The organism is Nocardioides alkalitolerans DSM 16699, assembly GCF_000426525.1.
GTDB lineage: Bacteria > Actinomycetota > Actinomycetes > Propionibacteriales > Nocardioidaceae > Nocardioides > Nocardioides alkalitolerans.
Genome location: NZ_AUFN01000012.1, coordinates 403,895 through 428,321 on the forward strand (window position 1 = coordinate 403,895; position 24,427 = coordinate 428,321).

Annotated in this window: 25 protein-coding genes and 1 rRNA gene; 3 read left to right on the forward strand and 23 right to left on the reverse strand. The window is 73.9% G+C overall.

Features of this window, described 5'->3' with window-relative positions; translation table 11 throughout:
- Positions 1-134: 134 nt before the first annotated feature.
- Positions 135-626 (forward strand): GAF domain-containing protein, encoded by a 492-nt coding sequence (locus tag K329_RS0111790; RefSeq protein ID WP_211225833.1) that lies wholly within the window; start codon positions 135-137, stop codon positions 624-626.
- Positions 627-687: 61 nt separating this feature from the next.
- Entirely contained in the window at positions 688-1,068 is a 381-nt protein-coding gene (locus K329_RS26360) for a helix-turn-helix domain-containing protein (RefSeq protein ID WP_245596527.1), read from the forward strand.
- A 3-nt stretch (positions 1,069-1,071) separates the two neighbouring features.
- Here K329_RS26360 and K329_RS0111800 read toward each other — a convergent pair whose 3' ends face one another.
- The 22 genes from K329_RS0111800 to K329_RS0111905 all read right to left on the reverse strand — a co-directional run bounded on the left by K329_RS0111800 (position 1,072) and on the right by K329_RS0111905 (position 23,002).
- Positions 1,072-1,674: a ClpP family protease gene (locus K329_RS0111800; RefSeq protein ID WP_028473202.1), complete on the reverse strand. Its 603-nt coding sequence runs from the start codon at positions 1,672-1,674 to the stop codon at positions 1,072-1,074.
- Positions 1,671-2,330 carry a ClpP family protease gene (locus K329_RS26365; RefSeq protein WP_052336781.1) on the reverse strand — a complete coding sequence of 220 codons (660 nt, stop codon included), beginning with the start codon at positions 2,328-2,330 and terminating at the stop codon, positions 1,671-1,673. Before K329_RS26365 ends, K329_RS0111800 begins: the two co-directional genes overlap by 4 nt.
- A gap of 107 nt (positions 2,331-2,437) precedes the next feature.
- The gene (gene der / locus K329_RS0111810) at positions 2,438-3,817 is read right to left on the reverse strand and encodes a ribosome biogenesis GTPase Der (RefSeq protein WP_028473203.1); all 1,380 of its coding nucleotides are present in this window, start codon (positions 3,815-3,817) and stop codon (positions 2,438-2,440) included.
- Entirely contained in the window at positions 3,814-4,626 is an 813-nt protein-coding gene (locus K329_RS26370) for a lysophospholipid acyltransferase family protein (RefSeq protein WP_084541229.1), read from the reverse strand. The genes der and K329_RS26370 overlap by 4 nt, the downstream gene beginning before the upstream one ends.
- Complete coding sequence (gene cmk, locus K329_RS0111820) at positions 4,623-5,351, reverse strand: (d)CMP kinase (protein WP_028473204.1); 729 nt, start codon at positions 5,349-5,351, stop codon at positions 4,623-4,625. The genes K329_RS26370 and cmk overlap by 4 nt, the downstream gene beginning before the upstream one ends.
- Positions 5,352-5,362: 11 nt before the next feature.
- Positions 5,363-6,478 (reverse strand): prephenate dehydrogenase, encoded by a 1,116-nt coding sequence (locus K329_RS0111825; protein WP_084541239.1) that lies wholly within the window; start codon positions 6,476-6,478, stop codon positions 5,363-5,365.
- Between the two features lie 25 nt (positions 6,479-6,503).
- Positions 6,504-7,271: a pseudouridine synthase gene (locus tag K329_RS0111830; RefSeq protein ID WP_028473206.1), complete on the reverse strand. Its 768-nt coding sequence runs from the start codon at positions 7,269-7,271 to the stop codon at positions 6,504-6,506.
- Positions 7,268-7,855, reverse strand: coding sequence for an SMC-Scp complex subunit ScpB (scpB, locus tag K329_RS0111835; protein ID WP_028473207.1), 588 nt, complete (start codon positions 7,853-7,855; stop codon positions 7,268-7,270). Before scpB ends, K329_RS0111830 begins: the two co-directional genes overlap by 4 nt.
- The gene (locus K329_RS26375) at positions 7,848-8,726 is read right to left on the reverse strand and encodes a segregation and condensation protein A (protein WP_052336782.1); all 879 of its coding nucleotides are present in this window, start codon (positions 8,724-8,726) and stop codon (positions 7,848-7,850) included. The genes scpB and K329_RS26375 overlap by 8 nt, the downstream gene beginning before the upstream one ends.
- A complete protein-coding gene (locus tag K329_RS0111845; RefSeq protein ID WP_028473208.1) occupies positions 8,723-9,088 on the reverse strand; it encodes a hypothetical protein in 366 nt (121 codons plus the stop codon). Before K329_RS0111845 ends, K329_RS26375 begins: the two co-directional genes overlap by 4 nt.
- Entirely contained in the window at positions 9,073-9,981 is a 909-nt protein-coding gene (locus K329_RS26380) for a ParA family protein (RefSeq protein ID WP_043643064.1), read from the reverse strand. The genes K329_RS0111845 and K329_RS26380 overlap by 16 nt, the downstream gene beginning before the upstream one ends.
- Positions 9,982-10,049: 68 nt before the next feature.
- Positions 10,050-12,665, reverse strand: coding sequence for a DEAD/DEAH box helicase (locus tag K329_RS0111855; RefSeq protein WP_245596538.1), 2,616 nt, complete (start codon positions 12,663-12,665; stop codon positions 10,050-10,052).
- A 79-nt stretch (positions 12,666-12,744) separates the two neighbouring features.
- Entirely contained in the window at positions 12,745-13,683 is a 939-nt protein-coding gene (gene xerD, locus K329_RS0111860; protein WP_028473210.1) for a site-specific tyrosine recombinase XerD, read from the reverse strand.
- Positions 13,680-14,282, reverse strand: coding sequence for an NUDIX domain-containing protein (locus K329_RS0111865; RefSeq protein WP_028473211.1), 603 nt, complete (start codon positions 14,280-14,282; stop codon positions 13,680-13,682). The genes xerD and K329_RS0111865 overlap by 4 nt, the downstream gene beginning before the upstream one ends.
- Before the next feature lies 1 nt (position 14,283).
- The gene (locus K329_RS0111870; RefSeq protein ID WP_028473212.1) at positions 14,284-15,951 is read right to left on the reverse strand and encodes a CTP synthase; all 1,668 of its coding nucleotides are present in this window, start codon (positions 15,949-15,951) and stop codon (positions 14,284-14,286) included.
- 11 nt (positions 15,952-15,962) lie between these two features.
- The gene (locus K329_RS0111875) at positions 15,963-16,853 is read right to left on the reverse strand and encodes a copper transporter (RefSeq protein WP_028473213.1); all 891 of its coding nucleotides are present in this window, start codon (positions 16,851-16,853) and stop codon (positions 15,963-15,965) included.
- Positions 16,850-18,040, reverse strand: a complete 1,191-nt coding sequence (gene steA, locus K329_RS0111880; RefSeq protein ID WP_028473214.1) for a putative cytokinetic ring protein SteA — start codon at positions 18,038-18,040, stop codon at positions 16,850-16,852. The genes K329_RS0111875 and steA overlap by 4 nt, the downstream gene beginning before the upstream one ends.
- A gap of 95 nt (positions 18,041-18,135) precedes the next feature.
- Positions 18,136-19,968, reverse strand: a complete 1,833-nt coding sequence (recN, locus tag K329_RS0111885; protein WP_028473215.1) for a DNA repair protein RecN — start codon at positions 19,966-19,968, stop codon at positions 18,136-18,138.
- The gene (locus tag K329_RS0111890; RefSeq protein ID WP_028473216.1) at positions 19,961-20,908 is read right to left on the reverse strand and encodes an NAD kinase; all 948 of its coding nucleotides are present in this window, start codon (positions 20,906-20,908) and stop codon (positions 19,961-19,963) included. Before K329_RS0111890 ends, recN begins: the two co-directional genes overlap by 8 nt.
- Positions 20,905-21,750, reverse strand: a complete 846-nt coding sequence (locus K329_RS0111895; protein WP_028473217.1) for a TlyA family RNA methyltransferase — start codon at positions 21,748-21,750, stop codon at positions 20,905-20,907. Before K329_RS0111895 ends, K329_RS0111890 begins: the two co-directional genes overlap by 4 nt.
- Positions 21,751-21,755: 5 nt before the next feature.
- Positions 21,756-21,965, reverse strand: coding sequence for a hypothetical protein (locus K329_RS26385; protein WP_043643066.1), 210 nt, complete (start codon positions 21,963-21,965; stop codon positions 21,756-21,758).
- Positions 21,966-22,003: 38 nt separating this feature from the next.
- Entirely contained in the window at positions 22,004-23,002 is a 999-nt protein-coding gene (locus tag K329_RS0111905; protein ID WP_028473218.1) for an HAD-IIA family hydrolase, read from the reverse strand.
- 50 nt (positions 23,003-23,052) lie between these two features.
- On the opposite strand from K329_RS0111905, the gene K329_RS0111910 reads away from it, so the two are divergent.
- The gene (locus K329_RS0111910) at positions 23,053-24,180 is read left to right on the forward strand and encodes a DUF1015 family protein (protein WP_028473219.1); all 1,128 of its coding nucleotides are present in this window, start codon (positions 23,053-23,055) and stop codon (positions 24,178-24,180) included.
- A 108-nt stretch (positions 24,181-24,288) separates the two neighbouring features.
- Here the strand turns inward: K329_RS0111910 and rrf are convergent.
- A 5S ribosomal RNA gene (gene rrf, locus K329_RS0111915) occupies positions 24,289-24,405 on the reverse strand.
- Positions 24,406-24,427 lie beyond the last annotated feature (22 nt).

Genomic DNA, 24,427 nt, shown 5'->3' on the forward strand with positions numbered 1-24,427 from the left:
GCGCCTCCGTCGGACCCGGCACGGGACCCTACCGCCGCGTCGTGCTCACGGCGTCGGGTCCTCGCCGCTCGAGGCACCGCAGGCGGTCGCGGCCCCGATCCTGCGAGACTGCGCGGATGTCACCGTCCTCACCCGTGGTCCGCGCTCCCCTGCGCTCGCGCAACCACACCGTCGACCACGCCGCCGCCGTCACCTGGGCGCTCGCCCACGACGTGTGCGGCGTGGGTGGGCGGCTGCGGCAGGACGCCGGCGAGCTCGAGCACGCCGTCGAGCTCGTCACCCGCGCGTACGACGAGCGCGTCGGCGAGCGGCTCCGTCGCTTCGCCGAGCTGCCCGAGGGCACCTTCGTGTGGACCCGCACCCCCGACGGCCCGCTGCGCCTCGGCCGGCTCGTCGGACCCTGGTACCAGGACCGCTCCTCCGAGGCCCACACCCACGACCTCACCCACCTGCGGCCGTGCACGTGGCTCCCCGAGCCGGTGGAGGACGACGAGGCCCCGGCGGCGGTGCGCCAGACCTTCGACCGGGGCGGGCGCAACCTGCAGCGCATCCGCCCGACGTCGGCCCTCGGGGACGTCGAGTCCGAGACCGCCGCGCTCTGGGACGACCTCGCCGGTGACGCCTGACCCGTTCCGCCCTCAGCAGAACGGGCGGTCCGACGTCGTACGGCGTGCCTAGCATCGGCCCATGGGCGAGCTGCTGCGGATGACCCCGACCACCCTCCCGACCGGGAGCACCGGTGCGTACGGCGCACGCCCGGCCCCCGAACCGCTGTGGCGCGAGCTCACCGGCCGTGTGCTGCGCCGGCACCGCCACGAGCGGGCGGAGAAGCTGGCCGAGACCGCCGAGCGGGCCGGCGTCTCGACGCAGTACCTCTCCGAGCTGGAGCGGGGCCTCAAGGACGCCTCGTCCGAGATCCTCGCGGCCGTCGCCGGGGCGCTCGACCTGACGCTCCTCGACCTCACCCGCGAGGTCGCCCGCGACCTCGCCCCGGAGCCCGCCCGCGACCTGACCGGTCACCAGGCGCCCGCCGGCCGCCTCCGCGGCCCGCTCGCTCTCGCCGCCTGAGGCCTACTCCCCCGGCAGCGGCTTCAGCCGGATCACCGTGTCGGCCAGCCCGTAGGCCACGGCCTCGTCGGCGCGGAGGATCCGGTCGCGGTCGGTGTCGCGCCGCAGCGTCGCCACGCTCTGGCCCGTGTGCCTGCTCAACGCCTCCTCCAGCTCGGAGCGCACCGTGAGGATCTCGTCGGCCGCGAGGATGAGGTCCGGGATCGTGCCGCGGCCCTGGCCCGCCGGCTGGTGGAGCAGCACCCGGGCGTGCGGCAGCACCGAGCGCTTCCCAGGCTCCCCGGCGGCGAGCAGCAGCGCCGTCGACGAGAACGCCTGGCCCACGCAGGTCGTCGCCACCGGCGCCCGCACGTACTGCAGCGTGTCGTAGAGCGCGAACGTCGAGGTCACCGAGCCGCCGGGCGAGTTCACGTAGAGGTTGATCGGCAGCTCGGGGTTCTCCGCGTCGAGGTGCAGCACCTGGGCGATGAGCGCGTTCGCGACGCCGTCGTCGATCTCGGTGCCGAGGTAGACGATGCGCTCCTCGAGCAGGCGGCTGTAGACGTCCATCACCCGGTCGCCCCGCGGGGTGCGGCTGACGACGTTGGGGATCGTGTAGGTGCTCATCGCGCACCTCCCGCGACCCCGGCGAACCCGACGCCCCCACGGCCGCCCGCACCCGCGCCGACGCCCACGGGCCGCCGTACGCCCGGCCGCAGCTGCCCGAGGTCGCTCACCACCGCGTCGGCGAAGCCGTACGCGACGGCGGCCTCCGCGTCGTACACGCGGTCGCGCAGCGAGTCGGAGAAGATCGTCTCCGGCGTCTGGCCGGTCCGCTCGGCGATGATCGCGAGCACCGTGTCGCGCACCGACCGCAGGTCGTCGGCCTGCAGCTCGATGTCGGGGGCGTAGCCGCCGATGCCGGCGGAGCCCTGGTGCATCAGCACCTTCGCGTGCGGCATCACGAAGCGCTTGCCCCGGGTGCCGTTGCAGAGCAGGAACTGGCCGGCGCTGTAGGCCATGCCCAGCGCCACGGTGGAGACGTCGTTCGGCAGGAGCCGCATCGTGTCCGTGATGGCCAGCATCGCCGGCACGGAGCCGCCGGGCGAGTTGATCCAGAGGCTGATGTCGGTGGTCGGGTCGTCGTCGGCGAGCAGCACCAGCTGCGCGCAGAGCTGGCTGCCGATCTCGTCGTCGAGGGCGGAGTCGAGCAGCAGCACGCGCTGCGCCAGGAGCTCCTCGGAGGTGCGCTTGCCCAGCGCCAGGGGTCGGTTCTCGGTCATGCCCCGAGCCTGCGGCGCCGTACGACGCCACCCCACCCCCCGCTGCCCGCGGCGGCACCGCGCTGCTCACGGCAGCAGGGCACCGCCCGGACGGCGGCGGGAGGCACTCAGCGCTTGCGCTTCTCCCGCACGCGCTGGGTGATGACGATGGGCGAGCCGACGAAGCCGTACTCCTCGCGCAGCCGACGCTCGACGAACCGCTCGTAGGAGGCGTCGAGCTTGCCGGAGGTGAAGAGGATGAACGTCGGCGGAGCGGTCGAGGGCTGCGTGCCGAACATGATCTTCGGCTGCTTGCCGCTGCGCACCGGGTGCGGGTGCTCGGCGACGAGGCGCCCGAGGAACGCGTTCAGCGCACCGGTGCCGACGCGCGTCTCCCAGCCCTCGAGGGCGCGGTCGAGCGCCGGCACGAGGCGGTCGACGTGCCAGCCCGTGCGGGCCGTGATGTTGATGCGCGGCGCCCACTGCACCTGCACGAGCTCGCGCTCGATCTCGCGGTCGAGGTAGTAGCGGCGCTCCTCGTCGACGTTGTCCCACTTGTTGAAGGCGATGACGAGCGCGCGGCCGGCCTCGCGGATGGTCTGCACGATCCGCAGGTCCTGCTCGGAGATCGAGGCGCCGCCGTCGATCACGAGCACGGCGACCTCGGCGCGGTCGATCGCCGTCGTGGTGCGCAGCGAGGCGTAGTACTCGTGGCCCGAGGCCTCCTTGACCCGCTTGCGGATGCCCGCGGTGTCGATGAAGCGCCAGGGGCGGCCGCCGAGCTCGATGAGCTCGTCGACGGGGTCGACCGTGGTGCCGGAGGCGTCGTCGACGACCACGCGGTTCTCGCCGGCGAGCTTGTTGAGCAGCGACGACTTTCCGACGTTGGGCTTGCCGACGATGGCGATGCGGCGCGGGCCGCCGACCTCGCCGTACGACGCCTCGGGCGTCTCGGGGAGCACGTCGAGGATCGCGTCGAGCAGGTCGCCCGACCCACGGCCGTGGATCGCGGAGACCGGGTAGGGCTCGCCGAGGCCGAGGTTCCACAGGCTGTAGGACTCGGTCTCGATCCGCTGGTCGTCGACCTTGTTGGCCGCCAGCACGACGGGCTTGTCGGCCTTGCGCAGCACGCGGACGACGGCCTCGTCGGCGTCGGTGATGCCCACCGTCGCGTCGACGACGAAGAGCACGGCGTCGGCGAGCGAGACGGCGATCTCGGCCTGCTCGCGGATGCGCTCGGCGAGGCCGCGGGCGTCGGGGTCCCAGCCGCCGGTGTCGACGACGGTGAAGGCGCGGCCGTTCCAGTGGGCGTCGTAGGAGACGCGGTCGCGGGTGACGCCCGGCTTGTCCTCCACGACGGCCTCACGGCGGCCGATGATGCGGTTGACCAGCGTCGACTTGCCGACGTTGGGGCGCCCCACGATGGCGAGGACGGGCGTCGGCCCGACGGGCTCCTCCTCCGGCGCGCCGTGGGCGTCGGTCTCGGTCCGGTCGTCGTGCTCGGTCATGGTGCTCCTGGGTCGAGGTGGACGAGCCCCGTGTAGGGGTCGTCCTCGAGGTCGTCGGGCGCCAGCGGGCCGGGGAGGTCTCGCCCGGTGGCCGCGCGCGCCGTGTCGATGGTGGCCAGCATGTGCCGACGGAGCAACAACGAGGCCTGCTCCACCTGTTCCCGGGTGCGCGGCCACGGCTGCTGCGTCAAGCGCAAGGGCTCACCGTAGTAGAGATCCACGCATCCTCCACGTCGTGGCAGCTCCCCGCTGCGCTGACCGGGCTCCCGGGTGCCGATCACGACCACCGGGACGACGGGCGCGCCGGTGGTCAGGGCGAGGTACGCCGCACCCCGGTGGAAGCGGGAGAGGTCGCCGCCACCGCGCCGTCCCTCGGGGAAGACACCGACGACGCCGCCGTCCCGGAGCACCCGCAGGCAGGTGCGCACCGCCGTCACGTCGACGGCGAAGCGGTCGAGGGGGATCTGCCCGCACGTGCGCAGGAACGCGCCGAGCGGGCCGGCGAACATCTCGACCTTCGTGAGGGCGTGGACCGGGCGCGGGCTGAAGATCGCGAGCACCGGGCCGTCACCCCAGCCGATGTGGTTGGCGGCGAGCACCACGCCGCCGCGGCGCGGCACGTGCTCGGGGTGGTGCAGGCGCACGGCGAAGCGCCGCCGGATGAGCCAACGCGAGGCCGGCCGCCCGCCGTGCAGCAGCCACCGGTGCGGACGACGGACGCCGTCGCTGGCCGGGAGCTGCTGGTGGGGACGGGAACCGGTGCGAGCGGTGAGGAGCGGGGCGAGACCGCGGAGGGGGGTCCGCGTCACGCGTGCGCCTCGACCGCCTCGGCCAGCGCCACGACCTGGGCGATGACCTCCTCCAGCGTGAAGCCGGTGGTGTCGATGTGGACGGCGCCGTCGGCCATCACGAGCGGGGCGGTGGCCCGGCCCGAGTCGATGGCGTCGCGGGCGAGCAGGGACTGCTCCGTGGCAGCGAGGTCGGAGCCGCCCTCCTCGGCGGAGCGCCGCGTCGCGCGGGCCGACGGGTCGGCCGAGAGGTAGAGCTTCACGGGGGCGTCGGGCAGCACGACGGAGCCGATGTCGCGGCCCTCGACGACGACGCCGTGACCGGCGGCGAGCAGGTCGGCGACGATCGAGCGCTGCAGGGCCAGCAGGTGCGCGCGCACCTCCGGCACGGCGCTGACGGGGCTGACGGCGGCGTTCACCTCGTCGGTGCGGATGGGGCCCGAGACGTCCTGGCCGTCGACGGTGATGGTCGGACCGGCCGGGTCGGTGCCGGAGACGACCATCAGCTCGGCCGAGCGGGCGGCCACGGCCGGGCCGTCGTGCACGTCGACCCCGGCCTGCAGCATCGCCCACGTCACGGCCCGGAACTGGGCCCCGGTGTCGAGGTAGCGCAGGCCCAGCCGCTGGGCGGCCCCGCGGGAGGTGCTCGACTTGCCGGAGCCCGACGTGCCGTCGACGGCGATCACCAGACCCTCGGGAACAGCGGGTCGGGAGGCGGTCTCGGCAGAGTGGTTCGGGGTGCTCACGGCGGGCCAGCCTACCGGTGCGTGACCCACTCCCGCTCCTCGAGCGACCCCAGGAGGTGCTCGGCGCGGGTGGCGTCGACGACCAGCTCGACGCGTCCCGTGGGGCGGCCGGGGTCGTGGTCGATGCGGATGTCCTCGATGTTGACCCCGCTGGCGACGGCGTCGGCGAACAACCGCGCGAGCTCGCCCGGGTGGTCGGGCACCGAGACCCAGACGGACTGCATCGCGCGCGGCGGGCCGCCGTGCTTGGCGGGGATCGCACGGGTGCCGGCGACGCCGTGGTCGAGCAGGTCGACGAGCGTGCCGCGGTCGCCTCCGCCGACGGCCGCGATGAGCCTGTCGAGGTCGGCGCGGACCTCGCCGAGCAGCTCGACGACGGCCGTGGCGTTGCCGGAGACGATCTGCCCGTAGAGGGCCGGGTCTCCCCCGGCGACGCGGGTGACGTCGCGCACGCCCTGCCCGGTGAGCGCGAGGTGCTGCTCCGGGGCGTCGGCCAGCCGACCGGCGACCAGCGCGGAGACGAGGTGGGGCACGTGGGAGGTGCGGGCGACGGCGCGGTCGTGCTCCTCCGGCGTCAGCCAGACGGGCGTGCCGCCGCAGACCGCGACGAGCGCCTCCACCGTCTCGACGGCGTCGGGGTCGGCCGACGCGTGCGGGGTGATGGCCCAGGGGCGGCCCTGGAAGAGCGTGGACGTCGCGGCCAGCGGCCCGGAGCGCTCGCTGCCCGCCATCGGGTGCGACCCCACGTAGCGGTGGACGACGTCGCGGTCGGCGGCCGTCACCTCGAGCAAGGGCTGCGTCTTGACGCTGCCGACGTCGGTCACCACGGCCCGCGGGTGCCGCTGCAGCGCCTCGGCGACGACGCCACCGAGCGCGTCGGGCGGCACGGCGACGACGACGAGCCCGATCTCGGCCCCGGGCCGGGACTCCGCGCTCCGCCCGGCGCCCAGGCCCGACGCGGTGCGCACGTTCTCGGGGTGGTGGTCGCTCAGCAGCACCTCGACGCCCGCCTCGACCAGCGCCAGCGCCACCGAGGTGCCCACCAGCCCGGCGCCGACGACCAGGACGGGGCCGGTCAGTGCGACGGGTGGTGTCCTGACGAGCGGACGGGGCGAGGTGTCGGGCACCGGCACAGGCTAGCGGCGGCGACGCTCAGAGCTTGGCGTGGTCCAGCAGTGCGCCCAGCTCGTCACGGGTCAGGTCCCGCATCCCGCCGGCGGGCAGCTGCTGCAGCTCCACCGGGCCGACCTTCGTGCGGGTCAGCTTGCGCACCGGGTGGCCGAGGTGGTCGAACAGGCGCCGCACGATGCGGTTGCGGCCCTCGTGCAGCACCACCTCGACGATGGTGCGGTCCTCGGCCTTGGAGCCCTTGGGCGAGTGCTGGAGCACGCGCGCACGGCTGACCTCGACCGGCCCGTCGTCGAGCTCCACCCCGGCGAGCAGGGCCTGGACCGTCTCCTTGGACACGACGCCGTCGACCTCCGCGACGTACGTCTTGTCGACCTCGTAGGACGGGTGCGCCATGCGCTGCGCGAAGTCGCCGTCGTTCGTCAGCAGCAGCAGACCGGTGGTGTCGGTGTCGAGGCGGCCCACGTGGAACAGCCGCTCCGGCCGGTCGGCCACGAGGTCGCCCAGCGTGCGCCGGCCCTCGGGGTCGCTCATCGTCGACACCACCCCGCGCGGCTTGTTGAGCACGAGGTAGACGTGGGGCGAGATCGGGGGCAGGCGCTGGCCGTCCACCCGGATCACCGCGGTGGCCGGGTCGACCTTCGTGCCGAGGCGCGTGACGACCTCGCCGTCCACCTCGACGAGCCCACCGAGCATGAGCTCCTCGCACTTGCGGCGTGAGGCGACGCCCGACTGCGCGAGCAGCTTCTGCAGCCGGATCAGGCCCTCGTCGTCGGTCTCGATGGGGCTCATCCGGGGTTCTCCTCCAGGTCGTCCATGTCGGGCAGGTACGGCGCGAGCGCCGGCAGGTCGTCGAGCGAGGTCACGCCGATGCGCTCGAGGAAGTACGAGGTGGTGCGGTAGAGGTGGGCGCCGGAGGTCTCGTCGGTGCCGGCCTCCTCCACGAGGCCGCGGGCCAGGAGCGTGCGCATGACACCGTCGACGTTGACGCCGCGGACGGCCGAGACCCGGGCCCGCGAGACCGGCTGCTGGTAGGCGACGATCGCGAGGGTCTCGAGCGCCGCCTGGGTGAGCCGGGCCGACTGGCCCTCCAGCACGAACCTCTCGACGACGCCGGCGTGCTCCTCGCGCGTGTAGTAGCGCCAGCCGCCGGCCACGTTGCGCAGCTCGAAGCCCCGCCCCTGCTCGGCGTACTCGCGTTCGAGGTCGGCCAGGGCCCGGTCGACGTCGGGCACGGTGTGGCCGGTGGTGACGGCGAGCGTCACCGACGGCAGCGGCTGGTCCGCGACCATGAGGATCGCCTCGATCGCGGGCCGCAGCGCCACGGGGGCGGGCTCCCCCTGCTCCAGCGGCTCCTCCGGGGTCGCGTCAGTCACCGGGGGCCTCCTGCGGCGCGGGTACGGCGGGCGAGGCGTCCGGCGGGGCGCCCTCGAACTCGTCGGTGATCTCGATGCCCTCGGCGTCGCCGCCCGTCCAGCGCACGGTCAGCTCGGCGAGCGCCTCGGCCTGGTCGAACGCGACGGCGCCCTCGCGGAACAGCTCGAGCAGCGCGAGGAACCGCGCGACGGTGGTCATGGTGTCGGGGGCGTCGGAGCAGAGCGCCGCGAACGTGGTGGCGCCCTGGCGGCGCAGGCGCGCGATGACGAGCGCACCCTGCTCGCGGACGCTGACGGTGGGCGCGTGGATGTGCTGCAGCGAGAGCTCGAGCGGCGCCTTCGGGGTCATGGCCCGCGCGGCGAGCCGCGCGAACTCCTCCAGGCCGATGCCGATCAGCACGTCCGGCAGCAGGGTCGCGAACCGCTCGTCGAGCCCGACCACCCGCGGGTGCCGGCGGGTCTCGTCGGCCAGCCGGCGCTCGAGCACCCCGGCCACCTGGCGGTAGGCCTTGTACTGCAGCAGCCGGGCGAACAGCAGGTCCCGGGCCTCGAGCAGCGCGAGGTCCTCCTCGTCCTCGACGTCGCCGGCGGGCAGCAGCCGGGCGGCCTTGAGGTCGAGCAGCGTGGCGGCCACGAGCAGGAACGACGTCGTCTGCTCGAGGTCCCACACCGGTCCCCCGGCCTTCACGTGGGCGATGAACTCGTCGGTGACCCGCGACAGCGCCACCTCGGTGACGTCCATCTTGTGCTTCGAGATCAGGGTGAGGAGCAGGTCGAACGGGCCCTCGAAGTTCGTGAGGTGCACGGCGAACGCCGGCGCCGACCCGTCCCCGGGCTCGGCGGTCGTGACGGGCTCGGCGGCCGTCGTCATCCCTCGCCGTTCAGCCGGCGCACGATGGCCGCGTCCGCGCCGTTCTCCTCGAGGTCCTCCAGCGCCAGGGCGACGGCCTCCCGCACGAGTCGGCCGCGGTCGGCGACGACGCCGTGCCGGGCCCGCAGGGTGAGCCGCGCCTGCTCGAGCTCGAGCAGCTCCGCGGAGGTCACGTAGACGGTCATCTTCTCGTCGTGCTTGACCCGTCCGCTGGTACGGCGGGCCTCGCCGGCGGCCTTCTCGGCGGCCGCCTGCTCGGCGGCCTGCTGCGCGTGCGCGGCCTTCTCGTCCCGGGGCGCGGCGTCGTCGGCGGTCGGTCGGAACAGGTCGTCCGCCGACGGCAGGCTCACGCGCCGGGCCACCGGGCGAGCACCTCCTTGGCGAGCTGGCGGTAGGACTCGGCACCCGTGGAGCGGGAGGCGTACGTCGTGATGGGCTCGCCGGCGACCGTGGAGTCCGAGAACTTCACCGTGCGGCGGATGACGGTGTGGAAGACGGTGTCGCCCCACGCCTGCACGAGCCGCTCCATGACCTCGCGGCCGTGGAGCGTGCGGCCGTCGTACATGGTGCCCAGCACGCCGTCGATCACGAGGCGCGGGTTGAGGCGCTCGGCGACCTTGTCGATCGTGGTCTTGAGCAGCGCGACCCCGCGCAGCGCGAAGTACTCGCACTCGAGCGGCACGATGACGCTGTCGGCCGCGGTCAGCGCGTTGACGGTGAGCAGGCCCAGCGAGGGCTGGCAGTCGATGAGGATCACGTCGTAGCGCTCGACCGCCGGGCGCAGCACGCGGGCCAGGGTCTGCTCGCGCGCGACCTCCTGCACGAGCTGGACCTCCGCGGCCGAGAGGTCGATGTTGGAGGGCAGCAGATCCATGCCCTCGACGCCCGTCTCCACGACGACCTCGTCGAGGGTCACGTCGGACTGCATGAGCAGGTTGTAGATCGAGAGGTCGAGCTCGTGCGGGTTGAGGCCGAGGCCCACCGAGAGCGAGCCCTGCGGGTCGAAGTCGACGAGCAGCACCGTGCGGCCCAGCTCGGCCAGCGCCGCACCCAGGTTGATGGTGGTCGTCGTCTTGCCGACGCCGCCCTTCTGGTTGCACATCGCGACGACGCGGGCGCCGCCGTGGTGGGTCACGGGCTTCGGCTCCGGGAGCACGGGCATCGGCCGACCGGTCGGGCCCATCGTGCCGGCCTCCGTGGCGACCGAGGGGCCGACCGCGGGACTGGCGGTCTCGAACGGCAGGTGGTCGGTCACGCTTGTCTGGCTCCTCGAGAGGGTGCGGTATTTGTCGACTCGACGACTCGCGTCGGGCTGGGGCGACTCTACAACCGTCGGACCGCCGTGGTGAGCAGGAGCAGCTCACCCACCTCGTCGGTCGCGTCGAGGTCGACGAGGCCCTCCAGCACCCAGTCGTGGTGGCCCTCGGGGTCGTCGAGCACCTGCGTGACCCGCAGTCGGCGCACGACGGGCGCGTCCTCGCCGTCGACGTGGCCGGGCGCGGGCCCCGTGTCCTCGGTCAGCGAGAAGAGCTGCGGCCCGCGGGCATCGGCACCGGTGCGCAGCTCGTCGTGCTCGGCGAAGTACTCCTCGAGGGCCTCGTCCCACCGGCTGCGGCCCATCAGGACCTCCCGGGGCGGGTCCGTGCGGTCGGCCGCGGAGCGCTCCGCACGCACGAGGGCGTCGAGCTCGTCGCGGGCCATGCGCTGCACCTGGGCGAAGACCGCGTTGCGCACCATCACGCGGAACGCGGGCTGGCCCGACAGCGGTCGGGCGTTGCCCGGCACGGGCGCCCCGCCCGCGGCGCGCTCGGCAGCGGCCCGCCGTACCGCCTCGGGGTCGTCGGCCGTCAGCGCCTCCCACTCGTCGATGAGGCTCGAGTCGGTCTGGCGGATGGTCTCGCCCAGCCACGCGACGATCTCGTCGAGCTGCTCGGTGCGGTGGGCCTCGGGCACGGTGTGGCGCAGCGTGCGGTAGGCGTCGGAGAGGTAGCGCAGCACGATGCCCTCGGAGCGCGCGAGCCCGTAGCGGGAGACGACGTCGGTGAAGCTCATCGCCTGCTCGTACATCTCGCGGACGACGGACTTGGGGCTCAGCGCGTCCTCGGGCAGCCACGGGTGGGTCTCGCGGTAGATCTCGTAGACGCCCTCGAGCAGCTCGCGCAGCGGCTGCGGCCACGTGATCTGCTCGAGGAGCACCATGCGCTCCTCGTACTCGATCCCGTCGGCCTTCATCTCCGCGACCGCCTCACCGCGGGCCGTGTGCTGCTGCGCCATGAGGATCTGGCGGGGCTCGTCGAGCACCGACTCCACCACCGACAGCACGTCGAGCGTGTACGTCGGAGACTCCGGGTCGAGCACGTCGAGGGCGGCCAGCGCGAAGTGCGCCAGCGGCTGGTTGAGCGCGAAGTCGGCCGGCAGGCTCTCGGTCAGCACGTAGCGGCGGCCGAACTCGTCGAGCTCGTCGAGGCGCTCCAGCACCCCGGACCGCACGAGGCTGCGGGCCAGCCGCAGCGCCCGCCGGGCGAGCCGCAGCTGGTTGCGCCGGTCCTCGTGGTTGTCCATCAGCAGCGTGCGCAGGATCGCGAACGCGTCGGCCTCGCGGGCGACCACGGCGAGCACCATCGCGTTGGTGACGCGCATGCGCGACCCCAGCGGGTCCGGCGCGCCGGCGACGAGCTTGTCGAAGGTCTGCTCGGTCCAGACGATGGTGCCCTCGGGCGGCTTGCTCAGCTGGGGCTTGCTCTTCTTCTTGGCGCGCTTCTCCTCGCTCATCGCGGCGTTCTTCGCCTCCGACTTCGCGCGGGCCTTCTCGTTCGCGATCGCGTGCTCGGGCGCCTGGACCACGACGTACCCCGCCGTGTCGAAGCCCGCGCGGCCGGCGCGGCCGGCGATCTGCAGGAACTCCCGGGTGCGCAGCACCCGCTGCCGGGTGCCGTCGAACTTCGCCAGCCCGGTGAACAGCACCGTGCGGATCGGCACGTTGATGCCGACGCCGAGCGTGTCGGTGCCGCAGATGACGGCGAGCAGCCCGTCCTGGGCGAGCTGCTCGACGAGGCGCCGGTAGCGCGGCAGCATCCCGGCGTGGTGCACCCCGACGCCCTGGCGCAGCAGCTTCGAGAGCGTCTTGCCGAAGCCCGCACCGAAGCGGAAGTCGCCGATGCGTGCCGCGATCCGCTCACGCTGCTCCTTCCACGCCTCGCTCCTGCGCCCGGTCAGCGCGACCAGCCCGCCGCTGCCGACGAGGCTGGTGGCGTGCTCGACGGCCGCCGCCTGGGTGAAGTGCACGACGTAGACCGGCGCCTGGTGGGTGGTGACGAGCTCCTCGAGCGTCTCCCCCAGCGGCGTCATCGCCCACCGGAAGTCGAGCGGCACGGGGCGCGCGGCGTCGGCCACGAGGGCGGTCTCCCGGCCCGTACGGCGCGACAGGTCCTCCCGCAGCGCCGTCGTGTCGCCGAGGGTCGCCGACATGAGCAGGAACTGGGCGTGCGGCAGCGTGAGCAGCGGCACCTGCCACGCCCAGCCGCGGTCCGCGTCGCCGTAGTAGTGGAACTCGTCCATCACGACGAGGCCCACGTCGGCACCCGCGCCCTCGCGCAGGGCGAGGTTGGCCAGGATCTCGGCGGTGCAGCAGATGATCGGGGCGTCGGCGTTGACCGCCGCGTCGCCCGTCAGCATGCCGACGTTGTCGGCACCGAAGAGGGCGCACAGGTCGAAGAACTTCTCGCTCACCAGCGCCTTGATCGGGGCGGTGTAGAAGCTGACCCGGTCGTCGGCGAGCGCGGCCGCGTGGGCCGCGGCGGCCACGAGCGACTTGCCGGAGCCCGTGGGGGTGGCGAGCACGACGTTGGCGCCCGCCAGCAGCTCGATGACGGCCTCGTCCTGGTGCGGGTAGAGCGGGACGCCCCGTTCCTCGGCCCAGGTGGAGAAGCCGGCGTACAGCGCGTCGGCGTCGCTGCCCGCCGCGTCGGCGACGGCCAGCAGGGGCGGGGCCGTGACGTCGGCCGGCACGACGGGCGCGTCAGTCACGGGCACGGGGGTGCGCGAGCGCGAAGGCCTCGCGGAGGTTGTCGACGGTGACGAGCGTGTAGATCTGCGTCGTCGTCACCGAGGCGTGGCCGAGCAGCTCCTGCACGACGCGCACGTCGGCGCCGCCGTCGAGCAGGTGCGTCGCGAACGAGTGCCGAAGGGTGTGGGGCGAGACGTCGCCGGTGACGCCCGCCCGGTCGGCGCAGCGCACCAGCACGGTCCAGGCGCTCTGGCGCGAGAGCCGGCCCCCGCGGGCGTTGAGGAACAGGGCGGGCGTGCCGGAGCCGGTGGTGACGAGGTCGGGCCGGGCGCGCACGAGGTAGGCCTCGAGCGCCTCCAGGGCGTAGGAGCCAACCGGCACGACCCGCTCCTTGCCGCCCTTGCCGCGCAACCAGACGGTGCCCTGGGTGCGGTCCACGTCGTCGACGTCGAGCCCGACGGCCTCCGAGATGCGGGCACCCGTGCCGTACAGGACCTCGAGCAGCGCCCGGTCCCGCAACGACAGCGTCGTCCCCGGGGCTCCGGCCGCGTCCAGGATGGCCTCGACGTCGGAGAGCGGCAGCGCCTTGGGCAGCCGCTTGGCGGGCGTCGGCGGCTTCACGGCGGCGGCGGGGTCGTTCACGGCCAGTCCGTCGCGCAGCGCGAAGCGGTGGAAGCCGCGCACCGCCACGAGCGTGCGGGCGGCCGAGCTGGCGCCCAACGGCGGGTGCTCGTCGTCGCCGGTGCGGAGCCCGACGAGGAAGTCCGCGACGACCTCGGTCGTGACGCCGTCGACGGTCTCGACGCCACGAGCGTCGAGGAAGGCGAGGTAGCGACGGAGGTCGCGCCGGTACGACGAGAGCGTGTTGGCCGCCGAGCCGCGCTCCACGGCCAGGTGGTCGAGGTACGTCGTGACGGCCCGCGCGAGCGTGCCCGTCGCCGTCGTGGTCAGGGCGTGCCCCCCGTACGGCGGACCTGGTGCGCCAGCACGGCGAGGGCCACCGGCGCGTCGGCCACGCGCCCGTCGAGCACGGCGGCGAGCAGGTCGTCGAACGGCACCCAGAGGGTCTCCATGTCGGCCTCCTCGTGCTTCAGCTCGAAGTCGCCGCGGTCGGTGGCGGTGAGGCCCTCGGCCAGGAAGGTGGCGATGCGCTCGCTGCTGATACCGGGCGACGAGTACGTCGTGAGCAGGTGCGTCCACCGCTCGGCGGTGAACGCGGCCTCCTCGCGCAGCTCGCGGCGCGCCACCTCGACGGGCTCCTCCCCGGGTACGTCGAGCAGCCCCGCGGGCAGCTCCACGAACCGGCGCTGGGCCGCGTGCCGGTACTGGCGCAGGCAGAGCACCCGGTCCTCGTCGTCGATCGCGAGGATCACGACGGCACCGGGGTGCTCGAGCACGATCCGCCGGAAGGCGGGCTCGTCGTCGGCCCCGGGCCGCTTGACCCGGTCGGCGCGCAGCGCGACGACCCACCCGTCGCGGTGGAGGTCCTCGGAGGACTCCACCGGCCAGGCGGCCTCCTCGTCCCGGAGGTCGTCGCGCTGCTCGCTCATGTCAGGAGTCCTCGCCGTCGATCGGGATGAGCAGCTCGCGCTGGCGCTCGATCGCCGCGCCGACCAGCCCCGCGAACAGGGGGTGGGCCCGCGTCGGCCGCGAGAGCAGCTCGGGGTGCGCCTGGGTCGAGACGTAGTACGGGTGCACCTCGCGCGGCAGCTCGACGAACTCGACGAGCTGGTCGTCGGGCGACGTGCCGGAGAAGACCAGGCCGGCCTCCTCGAGCTTGCCGCGGTAGGCGTTGTTGACCTCGTAGCGGTGGCGGTGGCGCTCCTCGACGCGCGGGGCGTCGTACGTCGCCCGCACCACGGTGCCGTCCTTGAGGTCCGCCGGGTAGAGACCGAGGCGCATCGTGCCGCCCAGGTCGCCGGCGCCCTCGACGTACTCGCGCTGCTCGGCCATCGTCGCGATGACCGGCTCGGGGGTCGCGGGATCGAACTCGGTGGAGTCGGCGCCGACGAGGCCGGCGACGTTGCGGGCGTACTCGATCACCATCGACTGCAGCCCGAGGCACAGGCCCAGCGTCGGGATGCCGTGGGTGCGCGCGTAGGTCAGGGCGCCGAGCTTGCCCTCGAGGCCCCGGATGCCGAAGCCGCCCGGCACGCAGATCGCGTCGACGTCGTTGAGCGCGCGCTGCGCGCCCGCCGGGGTGGCGCAGTCGTCGGCAGGCACCCAGCGCAGGTGCACCTTCGCCTCGTGGGCGAACCCGCCCGCCCGCAGCGCCTCGGCCACCGAGAGGTACGCGTCGGGGAGGTCGACGTACTTGCCGACGAGGGCGACCGTGACCTCCTCGGCCGGGTGGTGCACGCGGCGCAGCAGGTCGTCCCAGACGGTCCAGTCGACGTCGCGGAACGGCAGGTCGAGGCGGCGCACGACGTACGCGTCGAGCCCCTCGCGGTGCAGCACCTTCGGGATGTCGTAGATCGACGGCGCGTCGGCGCACGTGATCACGGCCTCCTCGTCGACGTCGCACATCAGCGAGATCTTGCGCTTGATCGACGTCGGCAGCTCGCGGTCGGCGCGGCACACGACGGAGTCGGGCTGGATGCCGATGGAGCGCAGCGCCGCCACCGAGTGCTGCGTCGGCTTCGTCTTCAGCTCGCCCGACGGGCCGATGAACGGCACCAGCGAGACGTGGATGAAGAAGCAGTTGCCGCGGCCGACCTCGTGGCGCACCTGGCGCGCCGACTCGAGGAAGGGCTGCGACTCGATGTCGCCGACCGTGCCGCCGATCTCGTGGATGACGACGTCGATGCCGTCGCCGCCCATCGCGAGCATGCGGTCCTTGATCTCGTTGGTGATGTGCGGGATGACCTGCACGGTGTCACCGAGGTAGTCGCCGCGTCGCTCCCGCTGGATCACCGTCGAGTAGACCTGGCCGGTCGTGACGTTGGCGATCTGGTTCAGGTCGGTGTCGAGGAACCGCTCGTAGTGCCCGATGTCGAGGTCGGTCTCGGCGCCGTCGTTGGTGACGAACACCTCGCCGTGCTGGAACGGGTTCATCGTCCCGGGGTCGACGTTCAGGTAGGGGTCGAGCTTCTGCATGGTCACGGTGAGTCCACGTGACTTCAGGAGGTTGCCCAGACTGGAGGCGGTGAGGCCTTTTCCGAGAGAGGAGGCGACGCCCCCGGTGACGAAAACATGCTTCGTGGGCGTCGAGTTCTTCACGGGCTTCCACCCTACCCGAGTGGAACGGTTCCGTCGGCCCCGGAGGCACCGAACGCGCCGTTCTCACCGCTGAGGGCGTTCGCGAGCGCCAGCGCGGCGCTCACCTGGCCGACGGTCGTCTCGTCGCCGTCCACCGTCGTGGCGGTGCCGAGGTCCTCCTGCCGCAGCACGGAGAGGTCGCCGTCCTCGCCCGAGGTGGTGCTGCCGACGACGACGGTGCCGATGGACGTGACGGCGAGCCCGCGGGCCAGGCCGGCGACCAGCGCGGTCGAGTCGGGGTCGTCGCGGTCCTCCCCCATCACGACGAGCACGAGCGGCGCGCGGCCTGCGGCCGCGTCGTCGGCGGTCAGCAGGTCGGCGCTCTGCAGCGCCTCGAGCACCGTGCCGGCCGCGGCGTCGGGCTCCTCGCCCTCGGGCTCGGTGCTGGCGACGGCGAGGCCGATGAGCCGGCCGATGCGCTCGTGCGAGCCGAGCTCCGGCGAGAGCTCGTCGGCGAGGTCGAGGTCGGTCACCAGCTGGGTGCCGAGGGAGTTGACGAGGTTCTGCTCGCCGGGCGTGACCAGGGCGGAGCGGCCATCGAAGCGTCCGCTGATCTGGCCGCCACCGGCCTCCACCTGGGCGACGACGCCGTCGACGACGTCGGCGGGCGCACCCGGCAGCGTGACCAGGGCGACCTGCTGGCCCTCGAGGCGGGTGCCCAGGAGTGGGGCGGCCGCAGCCTGGGCGAACGAGTCGCCGAACGCGACCTGGAGGTCCGAGTCGTCCCGCTCCTGGGGGGCCGCCTGCTCGGGCTCGTCGTCACGACCGAGCTCCGAGAGCGGACCTCCTCCCAGGACGACGCCGACGGCCAGGGCCACGAACACGGCGATGATCGAGACGAGATGGTGGCGGAACGAGATCAAGAGGTGAGTCCTTGCAGGTAGTCGACGAGGTCACCGGCCCAGGCGCCGACCTGGTCGGCCCACTCCTGTCCGACCGGGGTCACGGAGATGGCGGCGGCGAGCGCGATGATCCCGACCAGCACCAGGAGCACGAGGTGCAGCGGGCGGACGCGGCCGGAGTAGAGGGTCGGCACGGTGGCGGCGTCGACGAGGCGACGACCGACCTTGAGCCGGGTCAGGTAGGTGCTGGCGAGACCGGCGCGCTGCCGGTCGAGGAAGTCGTCGAGCGTGGCGTGCAGCCCGATGCCGACGATCACGGAGGCGTCCTGCCGGTCGGCGATGAGCAGCGCGACGTCCTCGGCGCTGGCCTGCGTCTGCACCTTGCGGGGCCGCACGCCGAGCCGGTCGAGCTGTGCCGACGCGTCGCGGCTGATGCCCTCGGGCACGACAGCGATGACGTCGGTCGCGGCCTTCAGCGCCTTGGTCGACGGCAGCGCGGCGTCGATGCCGCTGCTGAGCACCACGATGTCGGGGGTGCGGCCGGCCTTGAGGAGGTCGTCGGCGGCGCGGTCGACGCCCACGAGCACGGGGCGCTGCTCGGTGAGGAACCGACCCATCGACTTGAGCTCGCTCTCGAGGTTCTCACCGCGGACGACGACCACGACCGGTCGGCCGGCGATGGCCGTCTCCGGGAGCGGGAAGCCCTGGCCGTGCAGCAGCAGGTCCTGCTCGCGGCGGAGGAACTCGCTGGCGTTGTGGGTGAAGTTCTCCAGCTGGCTGGTGAGGCCGTCGCGGGCGTCGGCCAGGAGCCGGGTCAGCAGCGCGCCGTCCACCTCGCGGCCGCGGGCCACCGCGACGTCGCCGAGGTAGGCGGCGCCCTCGTGCACCCGTACGACGGCACCGTCGGTGAGGTCGGTCACGACGGCCTCGCCGAGCTGGTCGACCACCGGGATCCCGGCGTCGACGAGCACCTGGGGGCCTCGGTTCGGGTAGCGGCCGGAGACCATCGGCTGGGCGTTCAGGACGGCGACGACCTGCGCGTCGACGAGGGCCTGGGCGGTCGTGCGGTCCATGTCGACGAGGTCGATCACGGCCACGTCGCCGGCCCGGAGGCGGGCGGTCACGGCGGAGGAGCGGCGGCCGACCCTCGCGGTGCCGGTCACGCCGGGGAGGACCTCGGGGGCGTCGTTGCGCGTGCGTAGTCTCATGGTCTCCCCATCGTGACAGCGCCGACGGCCATCTCCGCGGAGGACGGGCCGGGCGCGTCGGAGGGGTGCGTCACCCGAGCCGGAGGGGCTGACGCTCAGGAGACGGCGCGCGCGCCCTTGCGGGAGGCCTTCCGCGGCGCCGCGGCCTCCGTGGCCGCGCGCGCCTTCTCCGTGCTCGCCGAGCCGAGCAGCTCACGGGCGTGGGCGACGGCGGTGTCGGAGGACTCCAGACCGGCCAGCATCCGCGACAGCTCCTGCTCGCGCTGGTCGGTGTCCAGCGTCTGCAGCCCCGAGCTCGTCACCGACCCGTCGTTCTCCTTGCGCACCACGACGTGCGCGTCGGCGTACGCCGCGACCTGCGGCAGGTGGGTCACCACGAGCACCTGCTTGTGCGTGGCCAGCGCGGCCAGCCGGCGGCCGATCTCGATGCCCGCCTTGCCGCCGACCCCGGCGTCGACCTCGTCGAACACGAACGTCGGCACGGGGCTCGTCGCCGCCAGGGAGACCTCGAGCGCCAGCATCACGCGCGAGAGCTCGCCGCCCGACGCCCCCTTGGTGAGCGGGCGGGGCTCGGAGCCGGTGTTGGCGGCCAGCAGCATCTCGACGTCGTCGAGGCCGTGGCGGCCGAAGCGCAGGTGGCGGCCGTCGACCTCGAGCGGTGCGCGCTGCTCGTCGTCACCGCTCCCGGGCTCGTCGTCGTCGCGTGGCGCCTGGTCGACCACCCGGACGTCGATGCGGAACCGGGCGTGGGGCATGGCGAGGTGGGCCAGCTCGGCCTCGACGCGCGCGCCGAGGTCGACCGCCGCCGCCTGGCGCGCCTCGCTCAGCGCCCGGGCCGCCGTCGCCAGCTCCGTGCGCAGGCCCTGCCGGCGCTCGCGCAGCTCGTCGACGCTGTCGTCGGCCGCCTCGAGCTCGGTGAGGCGCTTCGCGGAGGCTGCCGACCAGGCCAGCACCTCCTCGACCGTGGCGCCGTACTTGCGCGTCAGCGCCGTCAGCGCCGCCCGACGCTCGGAGACGGCCGCCAGGCGGGCCGGGTCGACGTCGACCCCCGAGGCGTACGACGCCACGTCGGCCGCCGCGTCGGTGAGCAGGTAGCCGACCTCGGCCACCCGCTGCGCCAGCTCGGCCGCAGCGGGGTCGTGCTCGCTCACGCTGTCGAGGGCCGACCGGGCGGCGGCCAGCGCGCCCATGGCGTCCGGGGCACCCTGCTCGCTGGAGAGCGCCTCGCGGGCCCGCTCGGCGGCGGTGCGCAGCTCGTCGGTGTAGCCCAGCCGCTTCTCCTCCGCGGCCAGGGCGTCGTCCTCCCCCGGCTGCGGCTCGACGGCGTCGATCTCGTCGAGGCCGAAGCGCAGGAGGTCGGCCTCGCGGGCCCGCTCCCGGGTGCTGGCCAGCACGTCGGCCAGCTCGCGCTCGACGGCGAGCAGCGCGTCGTACGTCGTGCGGTAGGTCGCCGCCAGCGCCGCCAGCGCGGGGCCGCCGAAGCGGTCGAGCGCGTCTCGCTGCGCGGTCGTGCGCAGCAGCCGGTGCTGGTCGGACTGGCCGTGGACCGCCACGAGCGGGCCGGCGAGCTCACCGAGCACCGCGACGGGCACGGTCGCTCCCCCGGCGTACGCCCGGCTGCGTCCCTCGGCGGAGATGTTGCGGGCCAGCAGCGCCCGGTCGTCCTCGACGACGCCGCCCGCCTCCTCGACGGCGGCCGCGAAGTCGGCGAGCGCGTCGGCGCGCACGACGCCCTCGACGCGGGCCGCCTTCGACCCCGTCCGGACGGCCCCGGTGTCCGCCCGACCGCCGAGCAGCAGCCCGAGAGCGGTCACGACCATGGTCTTGCCGGCACCCGTCTCACCCGTGACGACCGTGAGCCCCGGGCCCAGGGTGAGCGTCGTGGAGTCGATGACCCCGAGCGAGCTGATCCGGATCTCCTCAAGCACGGCGACCCGCCTCGCCCACGGCACGACGACGGCGCTCGGCCACGCCGCGCCACCCCTCGACGGGGAGGCCGAACTTGGCGACCAGCCGGTCGGCGAAGTGGGAGTCGTGGAGCCGGACGAACCGGACGGAGCGCTCACCCCGCGTCACCTCGATGCGGGCACCGGGGGGCAGCTCGACCGTACGGCGGCCGTCGCACCACAGCACACCGGCGCCGACCCCCGGCGTGAGGAGCTCGACGGCGACCACCGAGGTGGGGGCCACCACCATCGGGCGGGCGAAGAGCGCGTGCGCCGAGATCGGTACGACGAGGAGCGCCTCGACCTCGGGCCAGACCACCGGGCCGCCCGCGCTGAAGTTGTAGGCCGTGGAGCCGGTCGGCGTGGCCAGCACGACGCCGTCGCAGCCCCATCGGGAGATCGGGCGTCCGTCGATCTCGACGACGACCTCGAGCATCCGCTCGCGGGAGGCCTTCTCGACCGAGGCCTCGTTGAGCGCGAAGGTGCGGGTGAGCACCTCCTTGCCGTGGAAGACGGTGACGTCGAGCGTCAGGCGGTCCTCCGCGACGTAGCGCCGCTGCACGATCGCCTCGATGGTGGAGGGCACGTCGTCGTACTCGGACTCGGCGAGGAACCCCACGTGGCCCAGGTTGACGCCCAGCAGCGGCGTGCCGCTGGCCCGCACCCGCTCGGCGGCCCGGAGGATCGTGCCGTCGCCGCCGATCACCACGGCGAGCTCGCAGCCCTCGCCGACGTCCGGACCGTCCTCGACGACCGTCACCGTCGAGCCCTCGAGACCGAGGTCGACCGCCTCGTCGGCGGGCACGAGGACGGTGAGGCCGTTCTCGCTCAGGGCCCGGCAGAACTCCTCGGCGACCGCTCGCGCGTCGGCCCGCCCGGTATGGGTCAGCACCAGCACGCGGCGGTCGGAGGAGTCGGTCACGGGCCCACCTTCTCACCCGGGTCCGACAGGGCCTCGGTGGGCGTCCGGCCCACCTCGGCCGTGATGTCGTCGTGGCCGACGACGGCCTCGCCGCGGCGCAGCCAGAGGAAGAACTCGACGTTGCCCGACGGCCCGGGCAGCGGGCTGGTCACGACCGCGCGAGGTCCCCAGCCGCGGGCGGCTGCGGCGTCCGCGACGCCTGCGACGGCCTCCGCGCGGAGGGCGAGGTCGCGCACCACACCGCCCTTGCCCACGCGGTCCTTGCCGACCTCGAACTGGGGCTTGACCATCAGCGCGAGGTCACCGTCGGGGCGGGTGACCCCCAGGAGGGCGTCGAGCACGAGCGTCAGGGAGATGAAGGAGAGGTCACCGACGACGAGGTCCACGGGACCCCCGATCACGTCGGTGTCGAGGTCGCGGATGTTCTGGCGGTCGTGCACCGCGACGCGCGGGTCCTGCTGCAGCGACCAGGCCAGCTGGCCGTAGCCGACGTCGACCGCGACGACCTCGGCCACGTCGCGGCGGAGCAGCACGTCCGTGAAGCCACCGGTGGACGCGCCGGCGTCGAGGCAGCGCCGTCCGGCGACGACGAGGCCCTGGGCCTCGAACGCGTCGAGCGCCCCCGAGAGCTTGTGCCCACCGCGGGAGACGAAGTCGGGACGGTCGGGGTCGTCGCGCACCACGAGCGCGACGTCGGTGGTCACCCCGGTGGCGGGCTTGGTGGCGCGGGCGCCGGAGACGGTCACCCGACCGGCGGCGATCAGCTCGCTGGCGTGCTCACGGGAGCGGGCGAGCTTGCGACGGACGAGCTCGGCGTCGAGGCGGAGGCGGCGTGGTGGCACGAGGCTCAGCCGGCCGCGGAGTCGTCGAGCACCCGGCGCAGCCCGGCGTGGACCTGCTCGAAGACCACCACGTGGTCGGCCACCGGAGCCCCGTGCAGCTCGTCGAGCTGCCCCAGGACCTCGTCGACCCCCGCGTGACCAGTCGGTACGACGTCGGTCGGGCCGACCCGGTCCTCGAGGTCCACCGGGGGCGGGGGCGCGTGCTGCTCGGACATGGGAGCGAGGCTACCGGCCCCGGGGCCGACGCCACGCCCTACCGGGCGGGGCTGTGGACAGCGGACGTGTCGGCCGGCTCGGCCCCGGAGTCGAGGTGGACCCACGACGAGGTCGCCACTGCGCGCCACCAGTCGGACGGTGCGCCCTCGCCCTGCACCTCGAGACGGCCGTCGACCACCTCGGCGCGCCAGCCGCCGACCTCCGCGCGCGTGCCGTCGACCTCCACCACGGGCTGCGGCTCGAGCAGGCCCGCCAGGTCGGCCGCCAGGTAGGTCGGTCGGTCCTCGGGCCGGCAGGACGCCAGCTCCGCGAGGCCGGACACCCCTGTCATCACCAGCAGCGTGGGGACGTCGACCGCGCTCCCCCCGGCGATGTCGGTGTCCAGCCGGTCGCCCACCATCAGGGCCCGGTCGGCACCGCAGCGACGGATCGTGGTCTCGAGGAGCGGTGGGGCCGGCTTGCCGGCGACGGTCGGCTCCACCCCGGTGAAGCGCTGCAGCATGTCGACCAGCACCCCGTGGCCGGGAGCCACCCCGTCGGGCGTGGGGATGGTGTGGTCGGTGTTGCTGGCCACCCACGGCAGACCGTCGCACACCCGCACCGCCACCGTCATGATGTCGCGCCACAGCACGTCCGGCCCGTAGCCCGACGCCACCGCCACGGCCTCGTCGTGCACGCCGACCGGCTCCAGCCCGACCTCGCGCAACGCCTCGGTCAGCCCGGCCCCGCCGAGCGCGGCGACCGCGCTGCCGGCCGGGAGGCGGTCGGCGAGCACGGCCGACGCCGCCTGCGCCGAGGTCACCACGTCCTCGACCTCGGCGGTGATGCCGAGGGAGGTGAGGTGCTCGGCGACGACCGTGGGCGGTCGGGAGGCGTTGTTGGTCACGAAGGCGAGACGCACGCCTCGCGAACGGGCCGCCTCCAGGTGCTTCCCGGCACCGGGTACGACGTCCGGCCCGACGTAGACCACGCCGTCCAGGTCCAGCATCACCAGGTCGTGGAGGTCGACCAGCACCTCGTCGGTGGCCTCGAGCACGTGGGGTCCCTTCCGGTTCGTCGCTTGCGAGCGCACCCTACGATGCATCGATGGAGACAGCAGCCGGCGCGGGGGTCTCGTGCGTCGCCGGTCCCGTGCGTCTCTCCCCCTTCGCCGCGACCCGGCTCTCGGCCGCGCGCGTCGGTGATCCGGCCTCCGCCCGGCTCCTGGCCAGACCCCACCGCGCGGTCGCCGACCGGATCCAGCGCTGGCGCCGCCTGGGCAACCTCACCCAGGACGCCGAGCCGGCCCTCTACCTCCACGAGTACACGAGCCAGGGCCTCACGGTCCGCTCCGTCGTCGGTCTGCTGGCGCTCGACCACAGCACCGAGGACCCGTCGAGCGCCGCCGTCCTCCCCCACGAGGACGTCGACCCGCTCCAGGCCCTCGAGCTGGCCGGACGCATGCAGGTGATGGGGGTGAACCCGGCCCCGATCCTCCTGGTGCACCGGGGGTCGCTGCCGTACGCCGCGCTCATCGCGACGCTCACGAGCGGACCGCCCGCGCTGGAGTACGTCGACCGCGCCGGCCAGGCCCACCGTTTCTGGGACCTCCACGATCCCCTGGCGATCGACGCGCTCCGTACGGCGCTCGCCCCCGCCCGGCTCATCGTGGCCGACGGTCACCACCGCTTGGCGGCCTACCAGCAGCTGCAGCGGGAGCTGCCCGGCACCGGGTGGGACCGCGGGCTGGCGATGATCGTGGACCAGACCGACACCCCCCTCTTCCTGGGCGCGATCCACCGCGTCGTCCGCGGCCTCCCGCTGAAGGTGGCGCTCCGAGCCGTTCGGGAGTCAGGAGTCGGCGAGCTGCGTCCGGTGCCGGTGACCCACCAGCTCCAGGCGCTCGACGCCACGACGCTCGTGCTCACCGACGGTACGGCGGCCTGGGCGCTCGCCCTGCACCCCTCCGACGACGAGGTGCCGGTCGAGGCGCTCCACCGACGGGTCCTCCCGATGGCGCCGCCGCACGCGGTCGAGTACCACCACTCCGTGGAGGCGACCCTGAAGGGTTTGCGGCCGCCAGGCCGTGGGGACGAGCCCCGGGTCGGCGTCCTCGTGCCGGCGCTCTCGTACGACGCACTCGACGCCGTGCTGACGGGTGGCCGCCGGTTGCCGGAGAAGGCGACGTCGTTCCAGCCGAAGCCCAGCATCGGCACCATCATGCGCACCCTCTGAGGGTCACCCTCGCCCCCCGGCGCTTCCCATCGGTGGACGGAAGTCGTCCGAGCGCGCAAATAGAGTAGAGGCCATCCCGCGAACGGGATGGCCTCTACCTGAAGTGTTGTCCGGCGGCGTCCTACTCTCCCACGACCTCTCGATCGCAGTACCATCGGCGCTGAAAGGCTTAACTTCCGGGTTCGGAATGGGACCGGGTGTTTCCCTCTCGCTATGGCCGCCGTAACTCTATGAACCACCCCACCCC